The following is a 24349-nucleotide window of genomic DNA, read 5'->3' on the forward strand; positions in this document are numbered from 1 at the left end:
CGATGGAGGGCCAGCTAGGCTGGGACCTCGGCTGTCCGGGCGTCGTAGCAGACGAAGGCAAGCTTGTTGCCATCCGGATCACGCACGTAGGCGGCGTAAAAGCCTTCTCCGTACTGCGGGCGGAAACCGGGTTTCCCCTCCTCGTTACCTCCGCGCTCCATTGCGATCTCGAACAACCGGTCGATCAGCCCGGCGCTTTCCACCAGGAAAGCCGTCATCGCGCCGTTGCCGACCGAGGCGGGGCGCGTGTCGAAGGGATAGCAGGCGAAGAAACGCGGCGCCTTTCCGTCGTCCTTTCGGCCCCATGAGGAAACCTGCTCGTCGCAGTAACAGCGCTCCTGGCCGATCAGCGTCATCAACGGATCGTAGAAATGCTCCGCGCGCCTCAGGTCCGTTGTCCCAACCATCGTATAGCCGATCATGTCCTGTGTCCTCGTGTCTAAGGTTCGTCTTCAGGTGCGGATGATGCTCCTGCTGACATCCGCCGTGCTTGCCTATGGCGTTTCCGCTTGTCCCGCTATCGGTGCTCAAGATAGGCGTGGCCGCGCGCGGACAGGCGATAGCCGACCGTCAGGCTCTCCGTGAGGCCGAGTTCCTTCAGTTTTCGGATGCGCGCCTTGAGCTTCAGCTTTTCCATGCCGACGGCAGCACTCAGTTCGGCGGCGGTCGTGCCGTCGCGGGCAGCGATCAGTCGCAGGACCTGAAGCGTCCAGGCCATGCCCGCGCTGCGGTCGAAGCCCGCAAGCTTGCGCTCGATTTCCGTGCGCTCGTCGTTGTCGAGATCGGATGCTTGACGCAGCGCGATGCGTGGATCGTCGCCCTCACGGTGAAAGGCGGTGCGAAAGCAGCGGCCGTCCGGCCGTACGGCAAGCTCGTGCAAGAGGGCGTCGCGATCGGCGTAGCCGGCCTCTCGGGCGTCGTCTTCGGTAATCGCGGCTTCCTCAATTTCATCGACGGCATCGATCGCAAGCACACCGATTGCGGTGCGCAGCGTGCCGCCGGGCTTGACCGTCGGTTTTGTCCAGCGACGGAAGGCCAGGGTCACGCGGCCTTCGGCGATGCCCTCGAGAACCGCTTGTCGAAACAACATCTCAGGCAGTGGCGCGGCGGTAGAGGGCGAGCGAACCGGCGAGCGCCAGCAGCGCCCCGCCGCAGAGCCAGTCGAGCCAGACGGCGCCGGAGCGTTTGAGGAAGGCGGCTGCCTGTGCGCCGAGCAGCGCGTAACCGAACATCACGACCAAGTCGACCGAGGCGAAGACGAGCGCCAGGATGGCATACTGCGACGCTTGCGGTGCGGTCGCATCGATGAACTGGGGCAGGAAGGCGGTAAAGAACAGGTAGCCCTTGGGGTTTGTGACGGCGACCAGGAAGCTTTTGAGGAAGATCGCGGCGGAGGAAACGGAAGCCCCGGAACCGTTCTCATCGGCTGCGACCTGGATCGTTCCTTTCGACCGCAACAGCATGATGCCGAGGAAGGCGAGATAGGCAGCGCCCATCCATTTGACGACGGTGAACCAGAATTCGGAAGCGGCAAGCAACGCGCCGAGACCGAGGGCGACAGCACCGATCAGCACGAAATCGGAGAGCACGGCGCCGAGCATGCCGGCACTTGCGCGCTTCACGCCATAGCGCGAACCGTTGGTGAGCGCGAGCAGGACCGTCGGGCCTGGTGTCGCGATGCCGATGAAGGCAACCAGTGCGAATGCGAGTATCGTCATGTCGGTCATGAGGTCCTCCCTTCCGTCTTTCGTGCGGTAGTCGTCCCACAGCTTTTGCGCGTGTGCAATCACTTCTGCGCCCGTTCGAACGCCGTTTGCCCGCGAATTTGACAGTGCCGGCGGCATCCCCTATGGAAACGGCAGGGTGAAGGTCCCTGCCGTCCGCGAGCGTGATGCTTTGGTGAAATCCTTCTTCGAGACACGGTCAGCCGAAACGGCATGCGAACCGGTGGCAATGCGGGCTCCCATCTCTAATAAATGCATGCCGCTGCAGGAGACCCTCTCATGACGCGCGGATCAACCACGCTTCCCTCACTCGATGCCCTGAAGGATCAGGCCAAGCGCCTACGCACTCGCCTTGCTTCCGAAGGCGAAACCATCGGCCATTCCCGTTCGCTCGAACTGATCGCCGCCCAATACGGCTATCGCGACTGGAACACGCTGCACGCCGCCGTTGGCAATCGGCCCCCCTTCAATCCCTGGATGCTCGGCTCAAGGGTGAAGGGTCAATATCTCGGCCAACCGTTCGAGGGCGAGATATTGTCGGTGCAGGCGCTGACGGCGCAGCCGGGGCGCTATCGCCTGACGATGAAGTTCGACGAACCGGTGGATGTCGTTACCTTCGAGAGCTTCTCTGCCTTCCGTCAGCGGGTCACCGCGACGGTGGACGAGACCGGGCGGACGATCGAGAAGACCTCGAACGGCCTTCCGCAACTCGAACTCGAATGGTGAGATTGCCGCTGCCGGCCCTGGCGATATGGATGAGCCCACTTCCGCGGCCAGTGCGCCCGGTCCCGATAGACGTCCTCGATGCGAAAGCGTGCGGGGACGTTTCTTCTTCACGACCAATGTTCGAGTGTCGCGGACCGAGTGGGCTCGAACCATCGTTCGATTTGCGATCTAGTTGCGAATGAGATGCATTTGCATTATTGATGCAGTTGCGAATGATTCGCAAGGCGACCCATGACCTGCTGTCTGCAGCCGTCTAGCGCCGGATCGGTGCGTGTAATCCGATCGAATGAGGGGCCGACGATGGACAAGCCGACGAGACCGGATCTCATGCGAAGGCGGAGCTTGCTGATGGGCGGGCTGGCTGCAGCAGGTGGGACTGCAATCTGCACCAGCGCTGCTTTGGGACAACAGCCGGCGAGCCATACCGGTCATGCGGTTCCGGCCGGGACTGTTGTCGCGGACCCGATGCCCGATATGGGCCATGGCGCGATGATGACGGTCGGCGACGTCGACAGCGCCGTCAACGGTTTCGACCCGACGGATATGCTGACCGATTGGGATACGGGAACGGTTTCGACACTGCCGGACGGGCGGACACTGCGCACCTTCGAGATGACGGCGGAGGATCGGGAGATCGAGATCGCGCCCGGCATCAGGTTTCCCGCCTGGACGTATAACGGCCGCGTGCCCGGGCCAGCGCTCCGGGCCAAGGAGGGCGAGCGTTTGAGGATCGTTTTTCGCAACTACGCTTCGCACCCGCATTCGATCCATTTCCATGGCATCCATGCCGCGCGCATGGATGGCGTGCCGGGTGCCGGCATGGTCGATCCCGGCGACGAGTTCGTCTATGAATTCGATGCCAAGCCCTTCGGTTGCCACCTCTACCATTGCCATGCGATGCCGCTGCGTCGGCACATCCACAAGGGCATGTATGGCGCCTTCGTCATCGACCCGGATCCGGAGCGCCGGCCGGAACATGCGGAGGTCGCCCGCTCCAGGCTGCTCGGCACACCGGAAAATGCCGGCTGGCAGGAACTGGTGATGGTGATGAACGCTTTCGACACCAATTTCGATGCGGAAAACGAGTTCTATGCGGTCAACACTGTCGCTCACGCCTTCATGAAGCGGCCGATCCGGATCGTGAAGGACAAGCCGGTGCGCATCTACCTGATCAACGTCATCGAATTCGACCCGATCAACTCGTTCCACCTGCACGCCAATTTCTTCGACTATTACGACCAGGGCACGACGTTGACGCCGACCTTGAAAACCGTCGATCTCATCACCCAGTGCCAGGCGCAGCGCGGCATTCTCGAATTCACCTTCGCCGAGCACGAGCCTGGGCTTTACATGTTCCACCCGCACCAGACGGAATTTACCGAACTCGGCTGGGTCGGCATGTTCGATGTGGTGGAGGCGCTGGCATGAACGAAACCCTGCCGAGAGCTGCTATCCGCGCGGCAAAGACCAACCTGGTGTGGCTGGCGCTGCCTCTCATCGCCTTTGCCATTGCCGTTGCCTGGATTCTGTCGACCGATCCGTTGTCGGGCTTTCGCAATGGCGCGCCACCAATCGAAAACCTGACCTTCGAACGGACCGTGCTCGACGATAGCGGTCTTAGTCTGCTGGTTCGCGCCGGCGGATCGGAACCGATGACGGTGGCGCAGGTTCAGGTGGATGACGCCTATTGGCAATTCACCCAGGACCCGCCGGGTCCGATCGCGCGGGGCAGGGCAGCGTGGCTGAAGCTGCCATTCCCATGGATGCTGGGCGAGGCGCATGCGGTAAAGGTCGTGACCAGCACCGGCGCCACGTTTGCACACAACATCGCCGTTGCCGTGCCGACGCCGCAGGCGACGACTGGCCAGTTGCGACTGCAGGCGCTGGTCGGCGTCATCGTCGGTATCGTGCCGGTGGCCGTCGGCCTGATGTTCTACCCGGTGCTGCGCGGCGTCGGTCGCAAAGGGATGGACTTTCTGCTGTCGCTGACGATCGGCCTGCTCGGTTTCCTGCTGGTCGATGCAAGTGCAGAGGCACTGGAGCTTGCCGGCGAGGCGGCGGCGGTCTTCCAGGGACCCGTGATGGTGGTGCTGGCGGGGGTGGGCAGTTTCCTCATGCTGATGGCGATCGGGCGACGAAGCGGCGCGCCGACAGGGCTGGCGCTATCCACCTACATCGCGCTCGGCATCGGCCTGCACAATCTCGGCGAGGGGCTTGCGATCGGTGCGGCCTTTGCGGCCGGGTCGGCCGGTCTCGGCACGTTCCTCGTGCTCGGCTTTGCGCTCCACAACGTTACCGAGGGCATCGGCATTGCCGCGCCGATCCTGAAGCACAGGCCGCAGGCCTGGGTATTCGCCGGGCTGACGTTGCTTGCCGGCGGCCCGGCGGTGATCGGCATGTGGCTCGGAAGCCTTGCGACCTCGGCCCAGTGGTCGGCGCTGGCGCTCGCGGTCGGTGCGGGTGCGATCCTGCAGGTGATCGTCGAGGTCGGCGCCTATCTTATGCGCCAGGGCGATCGCCGCGGCGACATCTTCCTGACGCCGCCTGTCATGGCCGGTCTCGCGGCTGGCGCCACCTTCATGTATCTGACTGCCGCGCTGGTGAAGATCTGATGCGGATGCAGGTGGATCAGACGATCGTCTGGTCCATCTCGGCTGCCGGCACCTCGTCGACGCGGTGGATGCGCACGACTGTTGCCGGAACGCCTGCGACCGTGGTGCGCGGCGGCACGGGTTTCAGTACGACGCTGCCGGCGGCGACCTTGCTGTAGGCGCCCACTTCGATGTTGCCGAGGATCTTGGCGCCGGCGCCGATCATGACGCCGCGGCGGATCTTCGGGTGCCGGTCGCCGGTTTCCTTACCGGTGCCGCCGAGCGTGACGTTCTGCAGGATCGACACCTGGTCTTCGATGATCGAGGTCTCGCCGATGACGATGCCGGAGCCGTGGTCGAGCATGACGGCGCGGCCGATGGCCGCGGCCGGATGGATATCCGGTCCGAAGACGAGCGAGGCAAGGTTGGAGAGCCAGTTGGCAACGTCCCTGCGGCCATCGCTCCACAGCCAATGGGCAGCGCGATAGGTCTGCAGCGCCTGGAAACCCTTGAGGTTGAGGAGGACATGCAACAGTCCCGGGCAGGCGGGGTCACGCTCCATCACCGCCTGAAGGTCCGCCTCGGCGGCAAGGAGAGCTTCGGCGTCTGCCTCGAACACATCCGAAAGCAGTTGCGCCAAGGATTGTTCGTCGACGCGGGCGACGGAAAGATGGGAGGCGAGAACACCGGCAAGCACCGCCGCATCCGACGGCGCCTCGGCGATTGGCCGCAGGCTTTGCTCCATGACCGGCTCGCGTGTGGCGAGCGCACGCGCTTCCATACGGATACGGTTCCAGACTTCGCCGTCCGCCAGAGGCGCGACGGCAGTGTCAACGCAGAGAGGAGCTTCGGCGCCTGCGGTCATTGTTCGCCTGTTATCCCGCGATATCGACGACGCCGCAGTCGCCCTCGGCGGAGCCGAAGGCAAGCTGACGGCCATCCTTGTTCCAGGCCATGGCGGTGACAGCGCCCTTGCCGGGGCGGCGCAGCAGCACTTCCTTGCTGTCGGCAAAGCGGGTGCCGAGAATCATGCCGTCCTGGTAGCCGATGGCGACGATGTCTTCTGCCGGATGGCAGCACACGGATGTCACCATGATGTCGGCGCGGGTGCCAAGCTCCAGCGGCGCCTTGCCCATCGGTCCGTCCTTGCCCTGGAAGGGCCAGACGATGGCAGCCGGCGCTCCCGATGAGGCGAGCCACTTGCCCTTGGCCGACCAGGAAAGAGACTTTACCTTGGCCGGGTAGCCGGTCATGCGCATGTGGCGGGCTTCGGCGCCGGGCTTGGCGTCGAGCTTCCAGCCGTGCAGCGCGTTTTCCTGCATCGTGGTGACGAGGAAGCGACCATCGGGCGAGAAGGTGACGCCGGTATGGGCGCCCTTCCAGTCGAGATCGATCGGCTGGCCAGCGGTCGCGACCCAGTGCATCGACACGCCGTTGTAGCGGGCAGCGGCGATGCGCAGGCCCTTCGGCGCGAAGGCCAGGCCCTCGACGGTGCGTTCCTCGGTAAATTCCTTCGTCGTGCCATCCGCGAGGCGCACGTGCGTGGTCTTGCCATAGGCATAGGCGACAGCGCCCTGCGGGCCGGCGGCAACCTGCGCGATCCACTTGCGCGGTGCTTCGGCGACCAGCGACGTCGTTCCGTCGGCGGCCGTGCGCATGATCTTGCCGTCTTCGCCGCCGGTCAGCAGTGTGTCGTTGGCTTCATCGACGACGAACGACAGCAGGCCCTCGTGGACCTCCGTCGTCTTGTGGCCGAGGTCGAGGCGGTGAATGGCACCCGTGGCTTCGGCGAAGAAGGGGACGCCTTTGAGAAAGGCCACGCCGACGACGTGACCTTCGAGATCGAGAGGAGCGACAGTCGGCATCAGTTCGGCTGCGCCTCGCAGGCTTTGAAGGTGCGCTCGAGCTTTTCGCGGTCGAGATCACGGCCGATGAAGACGAGGCGGCTTTCGCGCTTCTCGCCATCCTTCCACGGACGCTGGTGGTCGCCCTCGATGATCATGTGCACGCCCTGGACGACATAACGCTCGGCGTCGCCGGCAAAGGCGATGATGCCCTTCAGGCGCAGGATGTTCGGGCCGTCCGTCTGGGTGATCTTCTGGATCCAGGGGAAAAAGCGGTCGGCGTTCATCTCGCCGCCACGCAGCGAGATCGACTGCACCGTCACGTCATGGATCGGCGAGGGCGCGTGATCATGGTGATGGTGGTCGTGATCGTGATCGTGGTCATGATCATGGTGATGATCCTGATCATGATCATGATGGTGGTGATGGTCATGGTCGCAACCCGGACCGCAGACGTGATCATGGTCATGATCGTCCTGGTCGAGGAAGTGCGGGTCGTTTTCCAGCGCCCTTTCCAGGTTGAAGGCGCCCTGGTCGAGAACCTTGGCCAGATCGATGTCTGAACGCTGGGTGCGGTAGATGCGCGCCGACGGATTGATGACGCGCACGGTCGCTTCGATGCGCTCCAGTTCCTCGGGGGTGACGAGATCGGTCTTGTTGAGCAGCACGACGTCGGCGAAGGCGATCTGGTCTTCCGCCTCGCGGCTGTCCTTGAGGCGCAGCGGCAGATGCTTGGCGTCGACGAGGGCGACGACGGCGTCGAGCTCGGTCTTGGCGCGCACGTCATCGTCCATGAAGAAGGTCTGGGCGACGGGCACCGGATCGGCAAGGCCGGTGGTCTCGACGATGATCGCGTCGAAACGGCCGGGGCGGCGCATCAGGCCCTCGACGACGCGGATCAGGTCGCCGCGCACGGTGCAGCAGACGCAGCCGTTGTTCATCTCGTAGATTTCCTCGTCGGATTCCACGATCAGGTCGTTGTCGATGCCGATCTCGCCGAACTCGTTGACGATGACCGCGTATTTGCGGCCGTGGTTCTCGCTGAGAATGCGGTTGAGCAGCGTCGTCTTGCCGGCGCCGAGATAGCCGGTGAGCACGGTGACGGGGATCGGCTTCTGCGGGGATGTTTCGGTCATGGGAACCTCTGGGATTTCCGGATGCGGGAGCAGGCATCCTAGTCGGGTTTTCATATAGGAGATGCGGCGGCGATGCGCAAATGGCGCGGGTGATTTTGCCGGTCGGGCGACGTTGATCGCTGCGATCCCGATAACCCTCCTTTCATCAAGATCGGCGAGAGTGCGGAGCACATTGAAGGGGTGCGCGCGTGAAGACGATATCCATCAACGGCCGGTTCCTGACCCAACCGCTTACCGGCGTGCAGCGCTTTGCCCGCGAGATGACCCGGGCGCTGGACGCGCGAATTGCTTCCGGCCAGGTGCCGCATGCCCTGAAGGGCGTGCGCTGGCGGCTGCTCGCGCCGGGCAAGGCGGCTGACGATCTCGGCCTCAAGGCGATTTCGGTCGAGGCTTTCGGATCCGGTCCGGGCCATGTCTGGGAGCAGCGCGCGCTCTACTGGCGCGCGCGGCGTGACAGGCTCATCGGCTTCGGCGGCAGCGGTCCGGTGCTGCACGGAAACCAGGTCGTGGTGATCCACGACGTCACCCTGTTTCGCCATCCGGCCTCGTTCGGTCGCGGCTATCGGCTGTTCCATGGAACGCTCGGCTATCTCCTCACGCGGCGCGCGAAGATCGGCACGGTCTCGAGTTTCTCGCGCAAGGAACTCGCCGATGTCTTTCGTGTGCCTTCAGCCGGCATCGACGTGATCTACAATGCGACGGACCATTTCGCAGCGCTTCGGCCGGACGAGGGGATCATCGAACGACTGGGGCTTGCCGATACGCCGTTCTTCCTGCTGGTCGGCACGCTGAAGCCCAACAAGAACGTCGAGTTTGCAGTGCGTGCCTTCGAGGCGCTTGGCGGCGATCACAAGCTCGTCGTCGTGGGCGGCACCGATCCGACGGTGTTTCGTGATATCGCGCCGACATCGAAGGGCAACCTGATCTTTCCGGGACGCCTGACCGACGAGGAGATCGCCGGGTTGCAGCGGCGCGCCGTCGCGTTCGTCTTTCCCAGCCTCTATGAAGGCTTCGGCATCCCGCCGCTGGAAGCGATGACCCAGGGCTGTCCGGTGCTTGCCGCCGATATCCCTCCGGTGCGCGAGGCCTGCGGTGACGCAGTCCACTACTTCGATCCGCTGAAGGCGGACACCCTGGTCGAGGCGATGCGGACGATTTCCGCCGACGCAGCTTTACGGCGCGAACTGACGCGCGCCGGCTTCGACAACGCCAAGCGCTTTTCCTGGGATGGAAGTGCTGTCGTGCTGCTCAACATGCTGGCGGCGGACCAGGCGGCCTAATTCGGTGCGGACGATGGCAAGGGGAACGATCAGAGTTCCAGCATGCGCAGCGGATCCATCCGGCCGCGCAGCAGATCGAGAAACGCGATCACGTTGCCCTTGAGGCGCCCACGCCGGTCGACAAGGCCCTGTGGCTTCAGGCTGCCCGCGAGGTTGGCGGCGATGTTGCCGCCCATCAGGCGCAGCACCCATTTCAGGCTGACGGTGCCTTTGCGGAAGAGGTAGAGCGGGTTGGCAACCTGAGAGTAGCCGAACCGAAGCCCCGAGGTCCGGCCGCGCTTGTTGCCGAGATGTACGCCGCGCAAGGCATCGGACTTCACGATCCGCCCATGCTGGCTCAGGCGACGGCAGAAATCGACATCCTCCTGCCATCCATAGAGCGGCAGACGCTCGTCGAACTGCGTTCTGTCGGCCTGAACGGTGGCGAAACGGAAGACCATGTTGCAGCCGTAGGCGTTGTAAACCGGGGTCGGCGGGCTGCCCGCCGTCGTCCCGCCGTCGCGTCGCAGGATTTCCAATCCATCCGCCACCGATATGCCGGGGCCGTGAATGCCGTCGGCGAGAACGAGGCCGGTCGCGACGACGATATCGGGCTCCGACCGGAAGAGCTTTTCGGCCTGGGCCAGAAAATCGCTGCGCGGCAGGAAATCGTCGTCGAAAAAGACGAGCAGATCGGAGGATCCGATGGACGCGAGAATGGCGTTCCGTTGTTTCGTCAGCCCGCGTTCTCCCGCAACGATCGTGACCGGGACCGGCAGCGTGCGGGCGAAAGCTTCGTCGACATCGTCGGACGCGCTCGGGCAGACGAAGATCGCATCGGGCCGACGTTCCAGCCGCGTCAGGTGCAGCAAGGTCTGCGAGAGGACCTCGCGACGGCCTGCGGTCGCTATACCGACGACGATGTTCATGGGGCGATCTCCGCTCGTTTCGGCGGCGATCTAACCGGAAAATCGTGCAGTATTTGTTAGCGTCTCGCTAGGCTGCGCTTGGCTTCGCCGCCCGCATCATCAGTCGTAACTGGTTGAGCGCAAGCAGGCAGAGGAGGCCGCCGACGACAATGCCGACAGCGATCGTGACGTAGCTGTTTTCGCCGGAAAGGGAGAAGGCGAGCACGGCCGCGCCAAGTCCGGCGGCGGCGAAGAGCACGGGCGGCCAGGAAAAATCGAAGGCGAGCGAGGACATCAGGCGCAGGCCGACCAGGGCGGCGAGGGTCGCGCCGATGGTGCTGCCCCAGGCGAGTGCCGCGTCGTCCGCTCCGGCCAGGGTGAGGGCTGCCAACGCGCCGAGGCTCAGAAGCACACAGTCGGCAACGGCGAGGAGCAGGATCAGTGCAAGGCGCTGCCTCAGGTGCAACGGCGTTGGCAACATGATCTGCGTCAGCGTGCGAACGAGCGAAAGCACGATGATGGCGGGCGCGGTTGCGAGGAAACCTTGTTGCAGATCCGGGCTGATGACGAGCCAGGCGGCCGGCAGAAGGACGGCGAAAATGCCGGCTGCCATCATCAGTGCGAAGCTCGTCAACAGCGCGTAATAGTGCCCGAGTTGACGGGCAAGGTCGGCGCGATCTTCAGCCTGGTCATGCGCGGCGACGATCTCGGGATACTGGATCGCCTGCAGTGCGGAAACGATAAGCACGAACGGGCGTTGCAACAGGTCGAGTGCCAGGAGGGCACCGGCAGCACCTGTCGCGCCGAGCGCTGAGGTGAGGATCGCCTTCAGCGCCAGCGGCGCAAACATGGCGGCGGCGGCGGCCCCGGCCGAGACACTGCCATAGACGAGATGCTTGCGGATGCGGGCACTGTCGAGTGCGGCTCGGGGGCGCGTGAAGGCGCGGCGGGAAAGAAGGAATGCGAGCAGCCCATAGGCGATGTAGCCGGCGAGAAGACCCGTAACGGTCGACAGGAAACCTGGCGAGATGAGCGCGCCGAGAAGCGTGCCTGCGGCGAGAATGGTGGCGCGCGAACCCTGCAGCACGGAGAAAGCGCGAAAATCCTGACGGAAACGCAGCATGGTCAGATGCAGGTCGCTGCCGCCTTGCGCGATCGAAACCAGGCCGCCGACAAGCGCCACGACCGGCGGCACGCCAAAAAGCAGCGACACGCCCGCCGCGATCAGGCACAGGACCGCGCAGGCAAGGGCTTCGCTCAGGATCGCCCGTCGTTCCGCTGCCTCACTTTCCCTGTCTGGCCCCGGATAAAAACGGGTGCAGGCGAAGCGCACCCATTCGAAGGCGGCGATGGCGGCAAACTGGCAGATGGAGATGAAGAGCGAATAGCTGGCGTAATCCGCCGGCGTCAGCCAATGGGCGACGATGATCAGCAGGCCGAAGGCGATGACCGCCTGGTAGAAATAGGCGCCGAGCGCGATGATCTTCGCCATGGGTTTCTCTGTCGGACGCTGTCAGCTTAGACGTTCTGATAGCGCAAAAGCGCAAACAAAGTGTTTGCCGGCTTTTCAGGCCAGGTCGCCCGGATCGAAATCCCGGATGTCTTCGAGAAGTTCGAGAAATCCTTGGACAGCATGGGCGATCAGGATTTCGCCGCGTGCTGCCGTTGCAGCGGCCGCATTGCCGGCGACCCCATCGCTACTCAGGTCGCGCATCTTCCAGCCGAAGGCGTGGGGGCCATAGGCACGCAGATGCTTGAAGCGCGCGGCAAATTCGGCTTGGCGCGAGGAGAAGTGTGCGGCCTTGGCCATTTCGACCTTGTCCGGATGGAGCGCCAGCATCACCGATGTCTCGATGTCGCCGCCGTGGATGTCCAGCGCCTTGTCCTCCGGTGCGATCCAGCCCTCCGGCTGGCCGAAGCGGGTCCAGCTTGTCGCAACCGCCAGCATGTTGAAGCAAACACGCGCTTCGGTGGCGACGATGGTCGTCAACGGCGAGTTGCCGCCATGGGCGTTCAGCATCACGAATTTGCGGATGCCCAGCCCATGAAGATCACGGGCAATGCCGAGCCAGCGCTCGATCGCCTCGTCATAGCCAAGGGTCTGGCTGCCGGCGACATCCATGTGCTCGACGGAATAGCCGACCGGTTCCACCGGCAGGAATGTTACCGGCAGGTCGGCGGGCAATGCAGCGATCGTGCGGGAGACGATGCCCTGCGCAATCAGCGTATCGGTTTCGAAGGGGAGATGGGGTCCGTGCTGTTCATGGGCGCCGAGCGGGAGCACGGCGATCCAGTTGCAGCGGGCACCGGGCGGAAGGTCGGCCGGATTGTCCTGCCATCGCGGCTCAGGCATCGACATTTCTCTTCGATCCTCCACGTCAATTGTCGTAAAATTGTTATTTGAGTCATACAGTTCGTAATCGCAAGCTGTATTGTTATAAGTGTTCGTTGTGGGGATTCGGCAGGAGGTCCAATGGGCAAGAAGAGCAAGGCCGAAAAGAAGGGCAAGAACGGCAAGAAGAAGGACGAGATCCTGATTGAGCCGCACGATCTTCCCGCTATCCTTGTCCAGGCTGCGCGCTCCATGCGCACCGTGCTCTCCCGCAATCTGCTCGAAAGTGGTCTCTACGCCGGACAGGACGGCGTGATGCTGGCGCTGGCCGAGACCGACGGCATGACCGCAGGTGGTCTCGCGGCCAGGCTTGGGGTCAAGGCGCCGACCATGACCCGCACGATCGGGCGGATGGAAGCACAGGGCTTCCTCGAGCGCCGTCCGGACGAGGACGATGCGCGGCTCACCAAGGTTTATCTCACCGAGCCCGGCCGCAACCGGCTGCAGACCATCGCCGAGGCGGGTCAGCACTCGGAAAAGCTCGCGACACGCGGCCTGACCGACAAGCAGGTGCGCACGCTGATGAAACTGCTGCGCGCGGTCGACAGCAATCTCCAGGCCGCCCGGGCCGCCGACTGAGCCTTGTTCGCTGCATATTGCCGTGGCGATTTAAACAGTTTAAAAGGGATTTAAATTCATGGCACGCGTGCGTCTGCTGAGGCGTGCGAAGGTGTCGGACGGTTTGCTGCATCACCCGCGCCCGGATCTGATGCGGCAGGGGGCAAAATAGGGCTCACAGGGGGTATCGTGGCGCAAAAGGTCAAGCTTTCGACGATCGCGGAAACACTCGGTCTTTCGACGGCAACGGTTTCCCTGGCCCTGCGTGACAGCCCATTGGTGGCGACCGTCACCCGCGACAAGATCAAGGAGCAGGCGCGGGCGCTCGGCTACATCTACAACCGCCGCGCCGCCAGCCTCAGAACGTCCCGTTCGGGCATCATCGGCGTCGTCGTGCACGACATCATGAACCCGTTCTATGGGGAAATCCTGAAGGCGATCGAGGCGGAACTCGACCGCGACAAGCAGACCTTCATTCTCTCCAACCATTACGACTCGGTCGATAAGCAGCGCGATTTCATCGAGACGCTGCTGCAGCTCGGCGGCGACGGCGTGATCATGTCGCCGGCGATCGGCACGCCGCTGGAAGACATCCAGCTTGCCGAGGATAATGGCATGCCGGCGATCCTGATCGCCCGTTCGATCGAGGGCGTGGACGTGCCGATTTTCCGCGGCGACGACGCCTATGGCATTTCGCTGGCGACCAACCATCTGATCGGCCTTGGCCACCGTTGCATCGCCATGGTTGGCGGCACCGACCAGACCTCGACCGGCCGCGATCGCTATCAGGGTTATGTAAACGCGCTGCGCAAGGCCAATATCGAGGTCGATCCGGAGCTGCGCATTCCCGGCCCGCGCACGAAGCAGGGCGGCTTCGAGGCGGCGGTGCATCTGCTCTCCCTACCACAGAAGCCGACCGCGGTCGTCTGCTGGAACGACCTGGTGGCGATCGGCATGATGAACGGCATCGCGCGCGCCGGCCTCGTACCCGGCGTCGATATCTCGGTCACCGGCTACGACGATCTCGAGGAGGCGTCGATCGCCACGCCGGCGCTCACCACCGTGTGGAACGGCCAGGCCGATGTCGGCCGCAGTGCAGCCCGCGCGCTCCTCGACAAGCTTTCGGGCAGCCACGAGCCCGACGGTATCCATCTGATCAAGCCGGAAATGCGCATCCGGCAATCGACCGGTCCTTTGCGCGTCATCGCCTGAGACCTTCCTCCCGACAGGAGCTGCCCATGTCTGTGCACCGCACGCGCGTTCTCGTGCCCGGAAAGATCAACCAGCGGATCATCGATCGACTGGCTGACGCGTTCGAAGTGGTCAGGATCGAGAGCGCCGACCCGGTATTGGTGACGCCCGATATGCGGGACGTGAAAGCGGTAGCTGTTGCCGGCCGGTTGCCCGCAGCGCTGATGGATGTCCTGCCGCAACTCGAGATCATCGCCAATTTCGGCGTCGGCTACGACGGCGTCGAGGTCGCGCGTGCCGCCGCCAAGGGCATCACCGTCAGCAATACGCCCGACGTGTTGACTGAAGAGGTGGCCGATACTGCGATCGGCCTGCTGCTGAACACGCTCCGCCAGCTTCCGCGAGCAGAAGAATACTTGCGCCAGGGGCGCTGGAGCCGTGACGGCGCGTTTCCGCTGTCGCCGCTTTCCCTGCGTGGCCGCAGCGTCGGTCTATACGGCCTCGGGCGCATCGGTCTTTCGATCGCCAGACGGCTGGAAGCCTTCGGTGTCTCGATTGCCTATCACACGCGCAGTCCGCGCGAAGGCCTGTCCTATGTCTATCATCCGACGCTGACCGGCCTCGCGACCGCAGTCGATACGCTCGTTGTCATTGTGCCCGGAACAGAGGCGACGCGGCGAACCGTCAACGCGGAGGTGCTTGCGGCGCTCGGCGGCAATGGCGTGCTGATCAATGTCGGCCGCGGCTCCACTGTCGACGAACCGGCGCTGATCGCGGCGCTTCAGGGCGGGGTGATTGCCGGTGCGGGCCTCGACGTCTTTGAAAACGAACCGCAGGTACCGGATGCGCTGATGGCGCTGCCGAATGTCTCGCTGCTGCCACATGTGGCCTCGGCTTCAGTGGTGACACGCAACGCCATGGCCGATCTCGTCGCCGACAACATCGCAGCCTGGTTCGCGACCGGGAAGGCGCTGACGCCAGTGCCGGAAACGCCGTTCACGCGTCGCGCGGTCTGACGACTCGCGTCGTTGCCTTAGGCAGCGAAACAGTAAGGGTCTCAGGCGGCCAAGCGGCCGGCGGCGTAGGTCCGCACGGCGTCGCCGAAAGCCTTGAACAGGCTGGCCGAGGGCGTGTCCGTTCGCACCCAATACTCCGGATGCCATTGCACGCCGACGGCAAAGGCCTTGGCGCCGATCACTGACACCGCTTCGATCGTGCCGTCATCGGCGACAGCTTCGACTGCGAGGCGGGGGGCTGCGGCGCCGATTGCCTGGCGATGCAGCGAGTTGACGCGGATGCGGCCGGCGCCAAGCACCGGAGCGAGGCAGCTACCTTCGTTGACGATGACGTCCTGACGGATGCCATAGGCGACGTCGAGTTCCTTCACGTCGGGCTTACGATGATCCCAGATTCCAGGCTGGTCCTGGATTTCGGATGCGAGCGTGCCGCCGAGCGCAACGTTCAGTTCCTGAATGCCGCGACAGATGGCGAGCAACGGCACGCCGCGCTCCAGCGCCCGGGTGATCAGCGGCAGGCTCGTGGCGTCGCGGCCGGGATCGAAGGGGCCATCCGTGTCCCTGGCCTCCTGGCCATAGAGCGACGGGTGCACGTTCGAGCGGGCGCCGCTTGCAAGCACGCCATCGACGCGATCGAGGATTTCGTCGACGTCGTTGCCGGATTCGAGAGCTGGAATGAGGAAGGGCATGACGCCTGCGCCTTCAACCGCGGCGCGCACATATTGATGGGCGACGACATGCCAGACATTGCCGTCGAATTCGCGGAAATCGCAGGGGATGGCAACGACAGGCTTCGACATCATCAGGCTCCGTAACACGCTCCAGAAAAGCCTTGCCTTCAGTTGCGGATGAAAGTCAACTGAGAAGCGAGTGAACGTGATCACTGCGTCGATCCAAGGGCGGAGCGGCAGCGAACACGACCAGAAAACGGCAGGAAGTTGCAGGTAATTCTTTAGATTCGGGTAACCATCCCGCACGCAAATTTGGGATCGTCCGCCGCAATCGTAGAATTGCTGGAGTTGCAGCGGGGCCCTTTTATTGTGCTGATACCTATGTTCGGTTGCAGAAACCGAGTACTGTTCAGCGCGGTTCGCACTACTGAGTTGAACTCTTCGGTCCTGCCGGCACGACCCGGTGGCTTTTCTGGGATTCGGTACTTTTTTCGGGGCGTTAGACGAAATCATTCGTTAAGTCATCACCCCTAACAATCCGGTAAACCGGAGCTTGGTTCATGATGCGACTTGGACAGAGCGCTCTTCCGACTGACGTGTATCTGTCATCCGTGAGCTCGCTCTACGAACATCGCAAAACGTTGCTGATCGGCATGTTGTCGCATGTCGTGACGTTCCTGCTCGTCTATCTGAAGACCAGCGATCCGCTTTACCTTGCCTGCTCCGGCGTGATCTTCGTGCTTTGGGCGCTGCGCAATCTCGACATGGCGCGGTTCGACCGGCAGGACTTCTCCAATGCCGACCGGGCGATGGTTCGAAAATGGGAGAACCGCTACATCGTCGGCGGTGTCAGCGTCACGCTCACCTGCGGCATCGCCTGCGGTTATGYCATCGCCGTCAGCCAGGATTCCTTTTCCGAGCTCGCCACCATATCGGTGACGCTGGCCTCGATGATTTCGCTCGTTGGGCGCAATTATGGCTCCGAGCGGGCCGTACTTCTCCTGTCTTCGTCGGCGTGCCTGCCGATCGTGATCGGCCTGATCACGCTGCAGGACGTGTTCATGCTGGCGCTGGCTTTGCTGATCTTGCCGTTCATCCTTTCCACCTGGATGATGGCCAACAATGTGCGCGCCTTCCTCTATGAGAACGTGTTGGCCGCACGGGAAATCGCGACCATTGCCGGCCAGTTCGACGCCGCGCTCAACAACATGACGCACGGCCTGTTCATGCTGGATGGCGACGGCCRCGTGGTGGTGGCCAATGAGCGCGCCAGCGAGTTGCTGGCGCTTGGCGACAGGACCGAGCTCAAGGACTGGCTGCTTGACGACGTGATCCGGCGTGGCGCGCGGCGCATGCGGCTCGATGCCGACAAGACCAAGGCGATCTCGCGCCAGCTCGATCTCCTGCTCAAGGGCAAGCGCCCGCAAGTGTTGATCCCGGTGAGCGAGGAACTGCATCTCGAGTTTTCCGCCAGCCGCCGCGACAATGGCGATATCGTGCTGATCTTCGAGGACGTGACGGCGCGTGTGCAGGCAGACAAGCAGATCCTACACATGGTGCGGTTCGACAAGCTGACGGAGCTGCCGAGCCGTGACTATTTCGGGGAACTGGTCGTGGCCGCCGCAAGCGGTGACGAGAGGGAGGGGCGCCCCGTTGGTCTAATGGTTCTCGACGTCACCGAGTTCAAGCATGTCAACGACATGCGCGGCCATATCGTCGGCGACAAGCTGCTGCAGGCGCTCGCCGGCCGGCTGAAAGCGCTGGTCGGCGACGATGCGATTGCCGCGCGGCTGATGGGCGACGAGTTTGTCGTGTTCTTTCCGAACACAGCCGATGTGGCCGACCTGGAAGAACGGATGCGTGGCCTGCATTCGGATCTGCGCGGCACCTATGTGGCCGGCGGCTTCACTTTCAATATGACCATGAGCGCTGGCTTCGTCATCGCGTCGAACGTGGATGTGAAACTCGAAGACCTGCAGATCAAGGCGGATCTTGCGCTTTCGGAAACCAAGCTGCGCAACCGGGGCGGCTGCACCGCGTTCGAAGTCGAGATGGATGCCCGCTACGTCGACCGTCAGAAGCTGAAGGCGGATTTGCGCGAGGCGATCAATGCCCGCAACCTGACACTCTCCTACCAACCGATGTTCGCGCCGAACGGCGGCCGGGTCGAGTGCTGTGAAGCATTGGCCCGCTGGACGCATCCGGAGCGCGGGCCGGTACCGCCGAACGTGTTCATCCAGCTTGCCGAGGAGTTGGGGCTGGTCACGGAAATCACGCGCTTCATGCTCGATCACGCATGCCGGGACTGCATGGACTGGCCGAATGAGGTGTCCGTCTCCGTCAATCTCTCGGTTCTCGACCTGCGCAGCAGCGAGATCGTCACGATGGCGACGGATGCGCTGCAGGCCACCGGCCTCGATGCGTCGCGGCTGCATCTGGAGGTAACCGAAAGCTGCCTGATGGATGAGCCGCTCAAGGCGCAGGCGATCCTGCGCGAGCTGAGGGGCCTCGGCATCACCATTGCCATCGATGATTTTGGCACCGGCTATTCGAGCCTCAGCTACCTCGATGCCCTGCCGGTCGACATCATCAAGATCGATCGCTCCTTCGTGCGTAACATCCGCGAGGACTCGCGCCGATTCAAGCTCCTGCGCGGTACGGCAAATCTCGCCCGCGCGCTCGGCTTGCGCATCGTCGTCGAGGGCGTCGAGACGACCGATCAGTTGCAGCTTATCACCGAACACAATTGTGCTGATTTGATACAGGGGTTCGTCTTCGCCGCCCCCATGCCCGCTTCCGCAATTGCGACGCTATGCAAGAATGGTGTGCCAAAACGAGGCGCCAAACCCACCAGCAAGCGCATCGCCTGACGCTGACACCCCCGATTCCGTCCTGTTTTGACGCTGCCCTTCCGGCGGCAAGCCGTTGATTAGGCGGCGCAAACGCGTCCCGCTTTGGTGCTCATTGCTCCAAGTCGATCGAATAAATTTACGAATTTTTAGGGTTAACAAAAAGTTAACGGTGAACTGTTCCGTTTTGCGGTTGCCGCCCCATTTTCCGTCAATAGGTTAACGATTTGTTAACCATGAGGTTTGGAATATGGGTGAGACGGCACAACAGGCGGAGCCTGGGCGTTTTTCTGAAAAGCTGATGCAATTGCTCGATCGTGTCGAATACCGACGGGTCGAGACCGGCGAGGATATGGAGGACATCGCGCGGCTGCGCTACAAGGCGTACAAGTCCGTCAATCTCATGGAGTTGACGGGCTCGACGCTGGTCGACGATCTCGACTTCGATAGCCACGCCTATGTTTTCGGGATCTATCTGGACGAGAGCCTCGTCAGCACCGTGCGCGTGCATCACGTCACGCCGGAGCATCGCGCAAGCACATCGGGCCTGATCTTCGGCACCGAGATCGACGCGTTCCTCGATGCCGGGATGGTTCTGGTCGATCCGGGCCGCCTTGCGGTCGATCCTGATGTCATGGGCGATGAGATGCGGGCGCTGCCCTACCTCACGCTGCGTCCCGTAGCGATGGCTTGCGAATACTTCTCCGCAGACCGTTGCCTGACGGCTTGCCGGCCGCGCCATACCGCCTTCTACAAGCGCATCTTCGCCTCGGAGACCGTTGTCGCCAAGCGCGAGAACCTGGGGGTATACAATGCCGATGGCGCCCTGCTCGTTGCGCAGGTGCGGGGGCAGCGGCCTTCTATCCTCGACCGTTACCCCGTTTTCGATTCGGAGCCCTTCGAGCGCCGCATGATGTTTGCCGATCGCAGCGAGGTCCCGTTCGCGCCGCTGACGATCCTGCCGACCGCGCGTATGGCGCAAACCGGCTATGGTCGTTCCTACCGCACCTCCGTCTTCCGCTAACAGTCTTCAGGGCGGGTACCGATGGCGAGGCGCGCTCGTGCGCGCCATCCTTGCCGCCGGCCGTGACATATCGCCCCAACAGGTAGGTCGAAGGGACGGGTTTTCGTTGCGCCGACCCCGCGCATTGTGTAAGGGCAGCTATAGGGGTTTTCGCGACTTTTCGCGAGAGCCATGCTTCGATTACGGGCGGTGACGATCAAGGGTCGCGCCGTGGCATTCAGGGAGAATTTGAACGATGGCTGAGCATCATTCTGGACCGGTCGATGTGGGCGCTCCGATGGACTATCCGGAGCACGAGAAGACCTATCTCATGTTCCTGAGTGCATCGAAGTACGGCACGATGTTCTGCGTGGCGCTGCTGATTGCCATGGCTGCCGCTTTCTTCACGACGATGGGCTTCTTCTCCTCGCTCGTGCTCTTCATTCTGCTTAACGTCGCCGGTTTCTTCTTCCTTCGCTAATCGGCGCGACCGAACCGACCGTTGAGGGAGCGCGCTGACCGTGCTTCCTCGGCGACCGGGCGTTTGCCCGGAAGAAGCTGCATGCCGCCGGCTGGAGGTGCCGACGCATATGGCTTGAAGCCCGGATGCCCATCAAAGGGCGGGGGCGGATAATCCTCACCCGCGTGAGGGAGGAGCTGACAGCAGGCCCGCAGAGCCCGATCTTGGCTCGATGCCGGTGGATCGCCCAAGGTCCCGCATTCAGGCGGATGGCTTGCTCCAGAAGATTGCGCCGGGCACACGTGTGCCGCGCACATGAGGGCGTGTCGGCCCGATAGGCCCACCCGCTTTGCAGTCGGAGAGAATGCCCGCATTCCGGCTTTGGCTCGATTGCGGCCAGGAGGGGGACTTGTGAGCGAGATCATCTTTGTCGCCAAGGAAACAGATCCGAACGAGGGTCGCGTTGCCGCATCACCGGATACTGTGAAGAAACTGAGAGGTCTCGGCTTCGACGTCGTCGTCGAGGCGGGCGCCGGATTTCTGTCGCGTATTCCGGACGCCGAGTTCGAAAAGGCCGGAGCCAGGATCGGCACCAACGCAGACGCCAAGACGGCGGATGCCGTGCTCAAGGTCCGTCGACCGACGACTGCCGAAATCGGTGGCTACAAGTCGGGTGCGATCGTCATCGCCATCATGGATCCCTATGGCAACGAGGCGGCAATCGCCGAGATGGCCAAGGCGCGCTTGACCGCCTTTGCAATGGAACTGATGCCGCGCATCACCCGTGCACAGTCGATGGACGTGCTCTCGAGCCAGGCGAACCTCGCCGGCTATCAGGCGGTGATCGACGCGGCCTACGAATACGATCGGGCATTGCCGATGATGATGACGGCGGCCGGTACGGTTCCTGCCGCCAAGGTCTTCGTCATGGGTGCCGGTGTTGCTGGACTTCAGGCGATCGCGACGGCCCGCCGTCTCGGCGCCGTGGTCTCAGCGACGGACGTGCGTCCGGCAGCCAAGGAACAGGTCGCCTCGCTCGGGGCCAAGTTCATCGCCGTCGAGGACGAGGAGTTCAAGGCGGCAGAAACCGCTGGCGGCTACGCCAAGGAAATGTCCAAGGAGTATCAGGCGAAACAGGCGGCACTCGTTGCCGAGCATATCGCCAAGCAGGACATCGTCATCACCACAGCGCTCATCCCCGGTCGTCCAGCGCCGCGGCTTGTTACCCGCGACATGCTGAAAAGCATGAAGCCGGGCTCGATCGCCGTCGACCTTGCTGTCGAGCGTGGCGGCAACGTCGAAGGTGCGGAGGCCGGCAAGGTTGCCGAGGTCGAGGGTGTCAAGGTCATCGGCCATCTGAACGTTCCGGGACGCATCGCGGCTTCCGCATCAGGCCTCTATGCCAAGAACCTTGTCACTTTCCTGGAGACGATGGTCTCCAAGGAGACCAAGGCGCTTGCGGTCAATATGGAGGACGAGCTCGTCAAGGCGACGGCGCTCACCCATGGCGGTGAGGTCGTGCATCCGAACTTCGGTGCCAGCAAGGGGGATAAGTGATGGCGAATGAACTTCTCGACAAGGCGCTCGCCGATCTCGACCGGGCAGTGGAGGCGGTCCGCACCGCCGCGGAATACGTTCCGGAATCGGCCGGCGTTATTGCCCACGGCGCCACCGGCGGAGCGATCGATCCCTTCGTCTTTCGCCTGGCGATCTTCGTTCTGGCGATTTTCGTCGGCTACTACGTGGTCTGGTCGGTGACGCCGGCGCTGCACACGCCGCTGATGGCGGTTACCAACGCGATTTCCTCGGTCATCGTCGTCGGCGCCCTGCTCGCCGTCGGCATCTCGGCCTCGGGCCTGGCGACTGGCTTCGGCTTCGTGGCGCTGGTGCTTGCCTCCGTCAACATCTTCGGCGGCTTCCTCGTCACCCAGCGCATGCTGGCCATGTACAAGAAAAAAGACAAGTGAGGCCGGCCCGATGAACGCGAACTTCGCAGCCTTCCTCTACCTGGTCTCCGGCGTCCTGTTCATCATGGCGCTGCGCGGCCTCTCGCACCCGACCACCAGCCGCAAGGGCAACACCTACGGCATGATCGGCATGGGCATTGCCATCGTCACGACGCTGCTGCTCGCCAAGCCGAGCTTCGGTGGCCTGATGCTGATCGTGCTCGGCCTCGCGATCGGCGGTGGTGTCGGCGCGGTGATTGCCCGTCGCATCGCTATGACGTCGATGCCGCAGCTCGTCGCCGCCTTTCACTCGCTGGTCGGTCTTGCCGCCGTCATGGTGGCGGCCGCCGCCATGTATGCGCCCGAGAGTTTCGGCATCGGCACCGTCGGCGACATCCATGCGCAGGCGCTGGTCGAAATGTCGCTCGGTGTTGCCATCGGCGCGATCACCTTTACCGGCTCGGTCATCGCCTTCCTGAAGCTCGACGGTCGCATGTCCGGCAAACCGATCATGCTTTCGGGTCGTCACGCCATCAATGCGGGCCTGGCGATCGCGCTCGTCGTCCTGGTGATCATGCTGGTGCTGACGCAGAGCACGACGGTGTTCTGGCTGATCGTCGTGCTGTCGCTGGCGCTTGGCGTGCTGATCATCATCCCGATCGGCGGCGCGGACATGCCGGTGGTGGTGTCGATGCTCAACTCCTATTCGGGTTGGGCTGCGGCCGGCATCGGCTTCACGCTCGGTAACCTGGCCCTGATCATCACCGGTGCGCTCGTCGGCTCCTCCGGTGCGATCCTTTCCTACATCATGTGCAAGGGCATGAACCGCTCGTTCATCTCGGTCATCCTCGGCGGCTTCGGCGGAGAGACCGCGGCGGCTGGCAGCGACGATGGTGTCCAGCGCACCGTCAAGCAGGGTTCCGCAGACGACGCGGCCTTCCTGATGGCAAACGCCACCAAGGTGATCATCGTGCCGGGCTACGGCATGGCAGTCGCCCAGGCCCAGCATGCGCTGCGTGAAATGGCCGACCAGCTGAAGGCGGCGGGCGTCGAGGTGAAATACGCGATCCACCCGGTCGCGGGCCGCATGCCCGGCCACATGAACGTGCTGCTCGCGGAAGCGAATGTGCCCTATGACGAAGTGTTCGAACTCGAGGACATCAACTCCGAGTTCGCGCAGGCCGACGTCGCCTATGTCATCGGTGCCAACGACGTCACCAACCCGGCGGCGCGCGATGACAAGTCCTCGCCGATCTATGGCATGCCGATCCTCGACGTCGACAAGGCCAAGACCTGCCTCTTCGTCAAGCGCTCGCTTGGCTCCGGCTATGCCGGCATCGACAACACGCTGTTCTACAAGGACGGCACGATGATGCTGCTCGGCGACGCCAAGAAGGTGACGGAAGATATCGTCAAGGCGCTGCACGCTTAAGCGCCACTTGGAGCTGGTCGACATGGAACGCCCGCCTTTCGGCGGGCGTTTTGCGTTGGGGCGTATTCCAATGAAGCGCTTTGTCGCGTCGTCCTGGAATTGACTTAGCCGGCCGGTGCCAACGTCAGTTCGTCGACGCCGACCGCGACGTTTAGCCCCTCCTGGACCTGGACGTTGACCGGCTGCAGCATGAAGGCCTTGTTGGTGCCGCCGCCGATCACCTTGGCACCGCCGCCGACCGCGAGGCTCGCATCGGCGCCGACGCCGTAGTATTCGCCCGCAAGGGCGAATTCGCTGGCCGGCGTTCCGGTCTTGGCAAAGACATCCCAGACCATCGTGCTCTTCCCGGTCTTGCCGATGTCGATGCCGATCTTTCGGATGGAGCCGGCATAGACGGCTTTCGGTCCGCCATTGGTTGGCGTGAAGGTGCACATCAGGTTCTTGGTCGAGGTCACGATCATGCCGGTGCCGCCTTCCGAACCGCAGACGAGACGGCCGAACGCGACATAGTTCTCGGCGGCTGCCGGGCCCGTGGCAAGCGCGGCCAGTGCCAGCGCAGTGACGAGGGTTCGTTTGATCATTGCTTGCTCTCCGTTCTTGCCGCGCTGCGCCTTCTTCAAGGCGCGCCAGAGGCGCGGTAGCA

General features: G+C 63.3%; 24 protein-coding genes. 13 read left to right on the forward strand and 11 right to left on the reverse strand.

Annotated features, from left to right (window positions below; genetic code table 11):
- Positions 1-14: 14 nt before the first annotated feature.
- The 3 genes from AB4Z53_RS12475 to AB4Z53_RS12485 all read right to left on the reverse strand — a co-directional run bounded on the left by AB4Z53_RS12475 (position 15) and on the right by AB4Z53_RS12485 (position 1727).
- Positions 15-422, reverse strand: a complete 408-nt coding sequence (locus tag AB4Z53_RS12475; RefSeq protein ID WP_223725622.1) for a VOC family protein — start codon at positions 420-422, stop codon at positions 15-17.
- Between the two features lie 95 nt (positions 423-517).
- On the reverse strand, positions 518-1090 hold the full coding sequence (locus tag AB4Z53_RS12480; protein ID WP_441596139.1) for a hypothetical protein: 573 nt from the start codon (positions 1088-1090) through the stop codon (positions 518-520).
- Between the two features lies 1 nt (position 1091).
- Positions 1092-1727 carry a LysE family translocator gene (locus AB4Z53_RS12485; protein ID WP_441596140.1) on the reverse strand — a complete coding sequence of 212 codons (636 nt, stop codon included), beginning with the start codon at positions 1725-1727 and terminating at the stop codon, positions 1092-1094.
- Between the two features lie 276 nt (positions 1728-2003).
- Here AB4Z53_RS12485 and AB4Z53_RS12490 point away from each other — a divergent pair, with 276 nt between their 5' ends.
- The 3 genes from AB4Z53_RS12490 to AB4Z53_RS12500 all read left to right on the forward strand — a co-directional run bounded on the left by AB4Z53_RS12490 (position 2004) and on the right by AB4Z53_RS12500 (position 5062).
- Positions 2004-2450, forward strand: a complete 447-nt coding sequence (locus AB4Z53_RS12490) for a glyoxalase superfamily protein (RefSeq protein ID WP_441596142.1) — start codon at positions 2004-2006, stop codon at positions 2448-2450.
- Positions 2451-2750: 300 nt separating this feature from the next.
- Positions 2751-3878, forward strand: coding sequence for a multicopper oxidase domain-containing protein (locus tag AB4Z53_RS12495; RefSeq protein ID WP_113541135.1), 1128 nt, complete (start codon positions 2751-2753; stop codon positions 3876-3878).
- Positions 3875-5062 carry a metal transporter gene (locus AB4Z53_RS12500; RefSeq protein WP_441596144.1) on the forward strand — a complete coding sequence of 396 codons (1188 nt, stop codon included), beginning with the start codon at positions 3875-3877 and terminating at the stop codon, positions 5060-5062. The genes AB4Z53_RS12495 and AB4Z53_RS12500 overlap by 4 nt, the downstream gene beginning before the upstream one ends.
- A gap of 16 nt (positions 5063-5078) precedes the next feature.
- Here AB4Z53_RS12500 and cysE read toward each other — a convergent pair whose 3' ends face one another.
- The 3 genes from cysE to AB4Z53_RS12515 are packed head-to-tail and all read right to left on the reverse strand — an operon-like array spanning position 5079 to position 8021.
- Positions 5079-5906 carry a serine O-acetyltransferase gene (gene cysE, locus AB4Z53_RS12505; RefSeq protein ID WP_441596146.1) on the reverse strand — a complete coding sequence of 276 codons (828 nt, stop codon included), beginning with the start codon at positions 5904-5906 and terminating at the stop codon, positions 5079-5081.
- A gap of 10 nt (positions 5907-5916) precedes the next feature.
- On the reverse strand, positions 5917-6906 hold the full coding sequence (locus AB4Z53_RS12510) for a WD40 repeat domain-containing protein (RefSeq protein WP_441596147.1): 990 nt from the start codon (positions 6904-6906) through the stop codon (positions 5917-5919).
- Positions 6906-8021, reverse strand: coding sequence for a CobW family GTP-binding protein (locus AB4Z53_RS12515; RefSeq protein WP_441596149.1), 1116 nt, complete (start codon positions 8019-8021; stop codon positions 6906-6908). The genes AB4Z53_RS12510 and AB4Z53_RS12515 overlap by 1 nt, the downstream gene beginning before the upstream one ends.
- Positions 8022-8209: 188 nt before the next feature.
- Here AB4Z53_RS12515 and AB4Z53_RS12520 point away from each other — a divergent pair, with 188 nt between their 5' ends.
- Entirely contained in the window at positions 8210-9301 is a 1092-nt protein-coding gene (locus AB4Z53_RS12520; protein ID WP_441596151.1) for a glycosyltransferase family 4 protein, read from the forward strand.
- Positions 9302-9330: 29 nt separating this feature from the next.
- Here the strand turns inward: AB4Z53_RS12520 and AB4Z53_RS12525 are convergent, their stop codons facing one another.
- The 3 genes from AB4Z53_RS12525 to AB4Z53_RS12535 form a co-directional block, all read right to left on the reverse strand.
- A complete protein-coding gene (locus AB4Z53_RS12525; RefSeq protein ID WP_113541141.1) occupies positions 9331-10209 on the reverse strand; it encodes a glycosyltransferase family 2 protein in 879 nt (292 codons plus the stop codon).
- A 67-nt stretch (positions 10210-10276) separates the two neighbouring features.
- Positions 10277-11680 carry a lipopolysaccharide biosynthesis protein gene (locus AB4Z53_RS12530; protein ID WP_441596153.1) on the reverse strand — a complete coding sequence of 468 codons (1404 nt, stop codon included), beginning with the start codon at positions 11678-11680 and terminating at the stop codon, positions 10277-10279.
- Between the two features lie 75 nt (positions 11681-11755).
- Positions 11756-12547: a creatininase family protein gene (locus AB4Z53_RS12535; RefSeq protein WP_441596155.1), complete on the reverse strand. Its 792-nt coding sequence runs from the start codon at positions 12545-12547 to the stop codon at positions 11756-11758.
- A gap of 114 nt (positions 12548-12661) precedes the next feature.
- On the opposite strand from AB4Z53_RS12535, the gene AB4Z53_RS12540 reads away from it, so the two are divergent.
- The 3 genes from AB4Z53_RS12540 (at position 12662) to AB4Z53_RS12550 (ending at position 15345) form a co-directional block, all read left to right on the forward strand.
- Positions 12662-13159 (forward strand): MarR family winged helix-turn-helix transcriptional regulator, encoded by a 498-nt coding sequence (locus AB4Z53_RS12540; RefSeq protein ID WP_113541144.1) that lies wholly within the window; start codon positions 12662-12664, stop codon positions 13157-13159.
- 168 nt (positions 13160-13327) lie between these two features.
- On the forward strand, positions 13328-14350 hold the full coding sequence (locus tag AB4Z53_RS12545; RefSeq protein WP_057254582.1) for a LacI family DNA-binding transcriptional regulator: 1023 nt from the start codon (positions 13328-13330) through the stop codon (positions 14348-14350).
- Positions 14351-14382: 32 nt separating this feature from the next.
- Complete coding sequence (locus tag AB4Z53_RS12550) at positions 14383-15345, forward strand: 2-hydroxyacid dehydrogenase (protein WP_441596323.1); 963 nt, start codon at positions 14383-14385, stop codon at positions 15343-15345.
- Positions 15346-15386: 41 nt separating this feature from the next.
- Here the strand turns inward: AB4Z53_RS12550 and AB4Z53_RS12555 are convergent, their stop codons facing one another.
- Positions 15387-16145 carry a gamma-glutamyl-gamma-aminobutyrate hydrolase family protein gene (locus AB4Z53_RS12555; protein WP_291150707.1) on the reverse strand — a complete coding sequence of 253 codons (759 nt, stop codon included), beginning with the start codon at positions 16143-16145 and terminating at the stop codon, positions 15387-15389.
- Between the two features lie 431 nt (positions 16146-16576).
- On the opposite strand from AB4Z53_RS12555, the gene AB4Z53_RS12560 reads away from it, so the two are divergent.
- From AB4Z53_RS12560 to AB4Z53_RS12585, 6 genes are all read left to right on the forward strand, one after another.
- On the forward strand, positions 16577-18886 hold the full coding sequence (locus tag AB4Z53_RS12560; RefSeq protein WP_441596158.1) for a putative bifunctional diguanylate cyclase/phosphodiesterase: 2310 nt from the start codon (positions 16577-16579) through the stop codon (positions 18884-18886).
- A gap of 229 nt (positions 18887-19115) precedes the next feature.
- Complete coding sequence (locus AB4Z53_RS12565; RefSeq protein WP_113541147.1) at positions 19116-19889, forward strand: N-acyl amino acid synthase FeeM domain-containing protein; 774 nt, start codon at positions 19116-19118, stop codon at positions 19887-19889.
- A 235-nt stretch (positions 19890-20124) separates the two neighbouring features.
- The gene (locus AB4Z53_RS12570; protein ID WP_113541148.1) at positions 20125-20349 is read left to right on the forward strand and encodes an aa3-type cytochrome c oxidase subunit IV; all 225 of its coding nucleotides are present in this window, start codon (positions 20125-20127) and stop codon (positions 20347-20349) included.
- Between the two features lie 390 nt (positions 20350-20739).
- Positions 20740-21885, forward strand: coding sequence for a Re/Si-specific NAD(P)(+) transhydrogenase subunit alpha (locus AB4Z53_RS12575; RefSeq protein ID WP_441596159.1), 1146 nt, complete (start codon positions 20740-20742; stop codon positions 21883-21885).
- Positions 21885-22295 (forward strand): proton-translocating transhydrogenase family protein, encoded by a 411-nt coding sequence (locus AB4Z53_RS12580; RefSeq protein WP_441596161.1) that lies wholly within the window; start codon positions 21885-21887, stop codon positions 22293-22295. The genes AB4Z53_RS12575 and AB4Z53_RS12580 overlap by 1 nt, the downstream gene beginning before the upstream one ends.
- A gap of 10 nt (positions 22296-22305) precedes the next feature.
- Entirely contained in the window at positions 22306-23706 is a 1401-nt protein-coding gene (locus AB4Z53_RS12585) for an NAD(P)(+) transhydrogenase (Re/Si-specific) subunit beta (RefSeq protein ID WP_441596162.1), read from the forward strand.
- A gap of 104 nt (positions 23707-23810) precedes the next feature.
- Here AB4Z53_RS12585 and AB4Z53_RS12590 read toward each other — a convergent pair whose 3' ends face one another.
- Positions 23811-24287: a DUF992 domain-containing protein gene (locus tag AB4Z53_RS12590; protein WP_223725604.1), complete on the reverse strand. Its 477-nt coding sequence runs from the start codon at positions 24285-24287 to the stop codon at positions 23811-23813.
- Positions 24288-24349: the final 62 nt, after the last annotated feature.

The organism is Ensifer sp. 2TAB8, from assembly GCF_052115125.1.
Lineage (GTDB): Bacteria > Pseudomonadota > Alphaproteobacteria > Rhizobiales > Rhizobiaceae > Ensifer.

Coding starts and splice junctions, on each gene's coding strand:
- AB4Z53_RS12515 (WP_441596149.1), bottom strand. CDS start 8,021: ATGACCGAAACATCCCCGCAGAAGCCGATCCCCGTCACCGTGCTCACC.
- AB4Z53_RS12525 (WP_113541141.1), bottom strand. CDS start 10,209: ATGAACATCGTCGTCGGTATAGCGACCGCAGGCCGTCGCGAGGTCCTC.
- AB4Z53_RS12540 (WP_113541144.1), top strand. CDS start 12,662: ATGGGCAAGAAGAGCAAGGCCGAAAAGAAGGGCAAGAACGGCAAGAAG.
- AB4Z53_RS12500 (WP_441596144.1), top strand. CDS start 3,875: ATGAACGAAACCCTGCCGAGAGCTGCTATCCGCGCGGCAAAGACCAAC.
- AB4Z53_RS12490 (WP_441596142.1), top strand. CDS start 2,004: ATGACGCGCGGATCAACCACGCTTCCCTCACTCGATGCCCTGAAGGAT.
- AB4Z53_RS12585 (WP_441596162.1), top strand. CDS start 22,306: ATGAACGCGAACTTCGCAGCCTTCCTCTACCTGGTCTCCGGCGTCCTG.
- AB4Z53_RS12570 (WP_113541148.1), top strand. CDS start 20,125: ATGGCTGAGCATCATTCTGGACCGGTCGATGTGGGCGCTCCGATGGAC.
- AB4Z53_RS12485 (WP_441596140.1), bottom strand. CDS start 1,727: ATGACCGACATGACGATACTCGCATTCGCACTGGTTGCCTTCATCGGC.
- AB4Z53_RS12580 (WP_441596161.1), top strand. CDS start 21,885: ATGGCGAATGAACTTCTCGACAAGGCGCTCGCCGATCTCGACCGGGCA.
- AB4Z53_RS12590 (WP_223725604.1), bottom strand. CDS start 24,287: ATGATCAAACGAACCCTCGTCACTGCGCTGGCACTGGCCGCGCTTGCC.
- cysE (WP_441596146.1), bottom strand. CDS start 5,906: ATGACCGCAGGCGCCGAAGCTCCTCTCTGCGTTGACACTGCCGTCGCG.
- AB4Z53_RS12495 (WP_113541135.1), top strand. CDS start 2,751: ATGGACAAGCCGACGAGACCGGATCTCATGCGAAGGCGGAGCTTGCTG.
- AB4Z53_RS12535 (WP_441596155.1), bottom strand. CDS start 12,547: ATGTCGATGCCTGAGCCGCGATGGCAGGACAATCCGGCCGACCTTCCG.
- AB4Z53_RS12480 (WP_441596139.1), bottom strand. CDS start 1,090: ATGTTGTTTCGACAAGCGGTTCTCGAGGGCATCGCCGAAGGCCGCGTG.
- AB4Z53_RS12475 (WP_223725622.1), bottom strand. CDS start 422: ATGATCGGCTATACGATGGTTGGGACAACGGACCTGAGGCGCGCGGAG.
- AB4Z53_RS12530 (WP_441596153.1), bottom strand. CDS start 11,680: ATGGCGAAGATCATCGCGCTCGGCGCCTATTTCTACCAGGCGGTCATC.
- AB4Z53_RS12510 (WP_441596147.1), bottom strand. CDS start 6,906: ATGCCGACTGTCGCTCCTCTCGATCTCGAAGGTCACGTCGTCGGCGTG.
- AB4Z53_RS12565 (WP_113541147.1), top strand. CDS start 19,116: ATGGGTGAGACGGCACAACAGGCGGAGCCTGGGCGTTTTTCTGAAAAG.
- AB4Z53_RS12555 (WP_291150707.1), bottom strand. CDS start 16,145: ATGTCGAAGCCTGTCGTTGCCATCCCCTGCGATTTCCGCGAATTCGAC.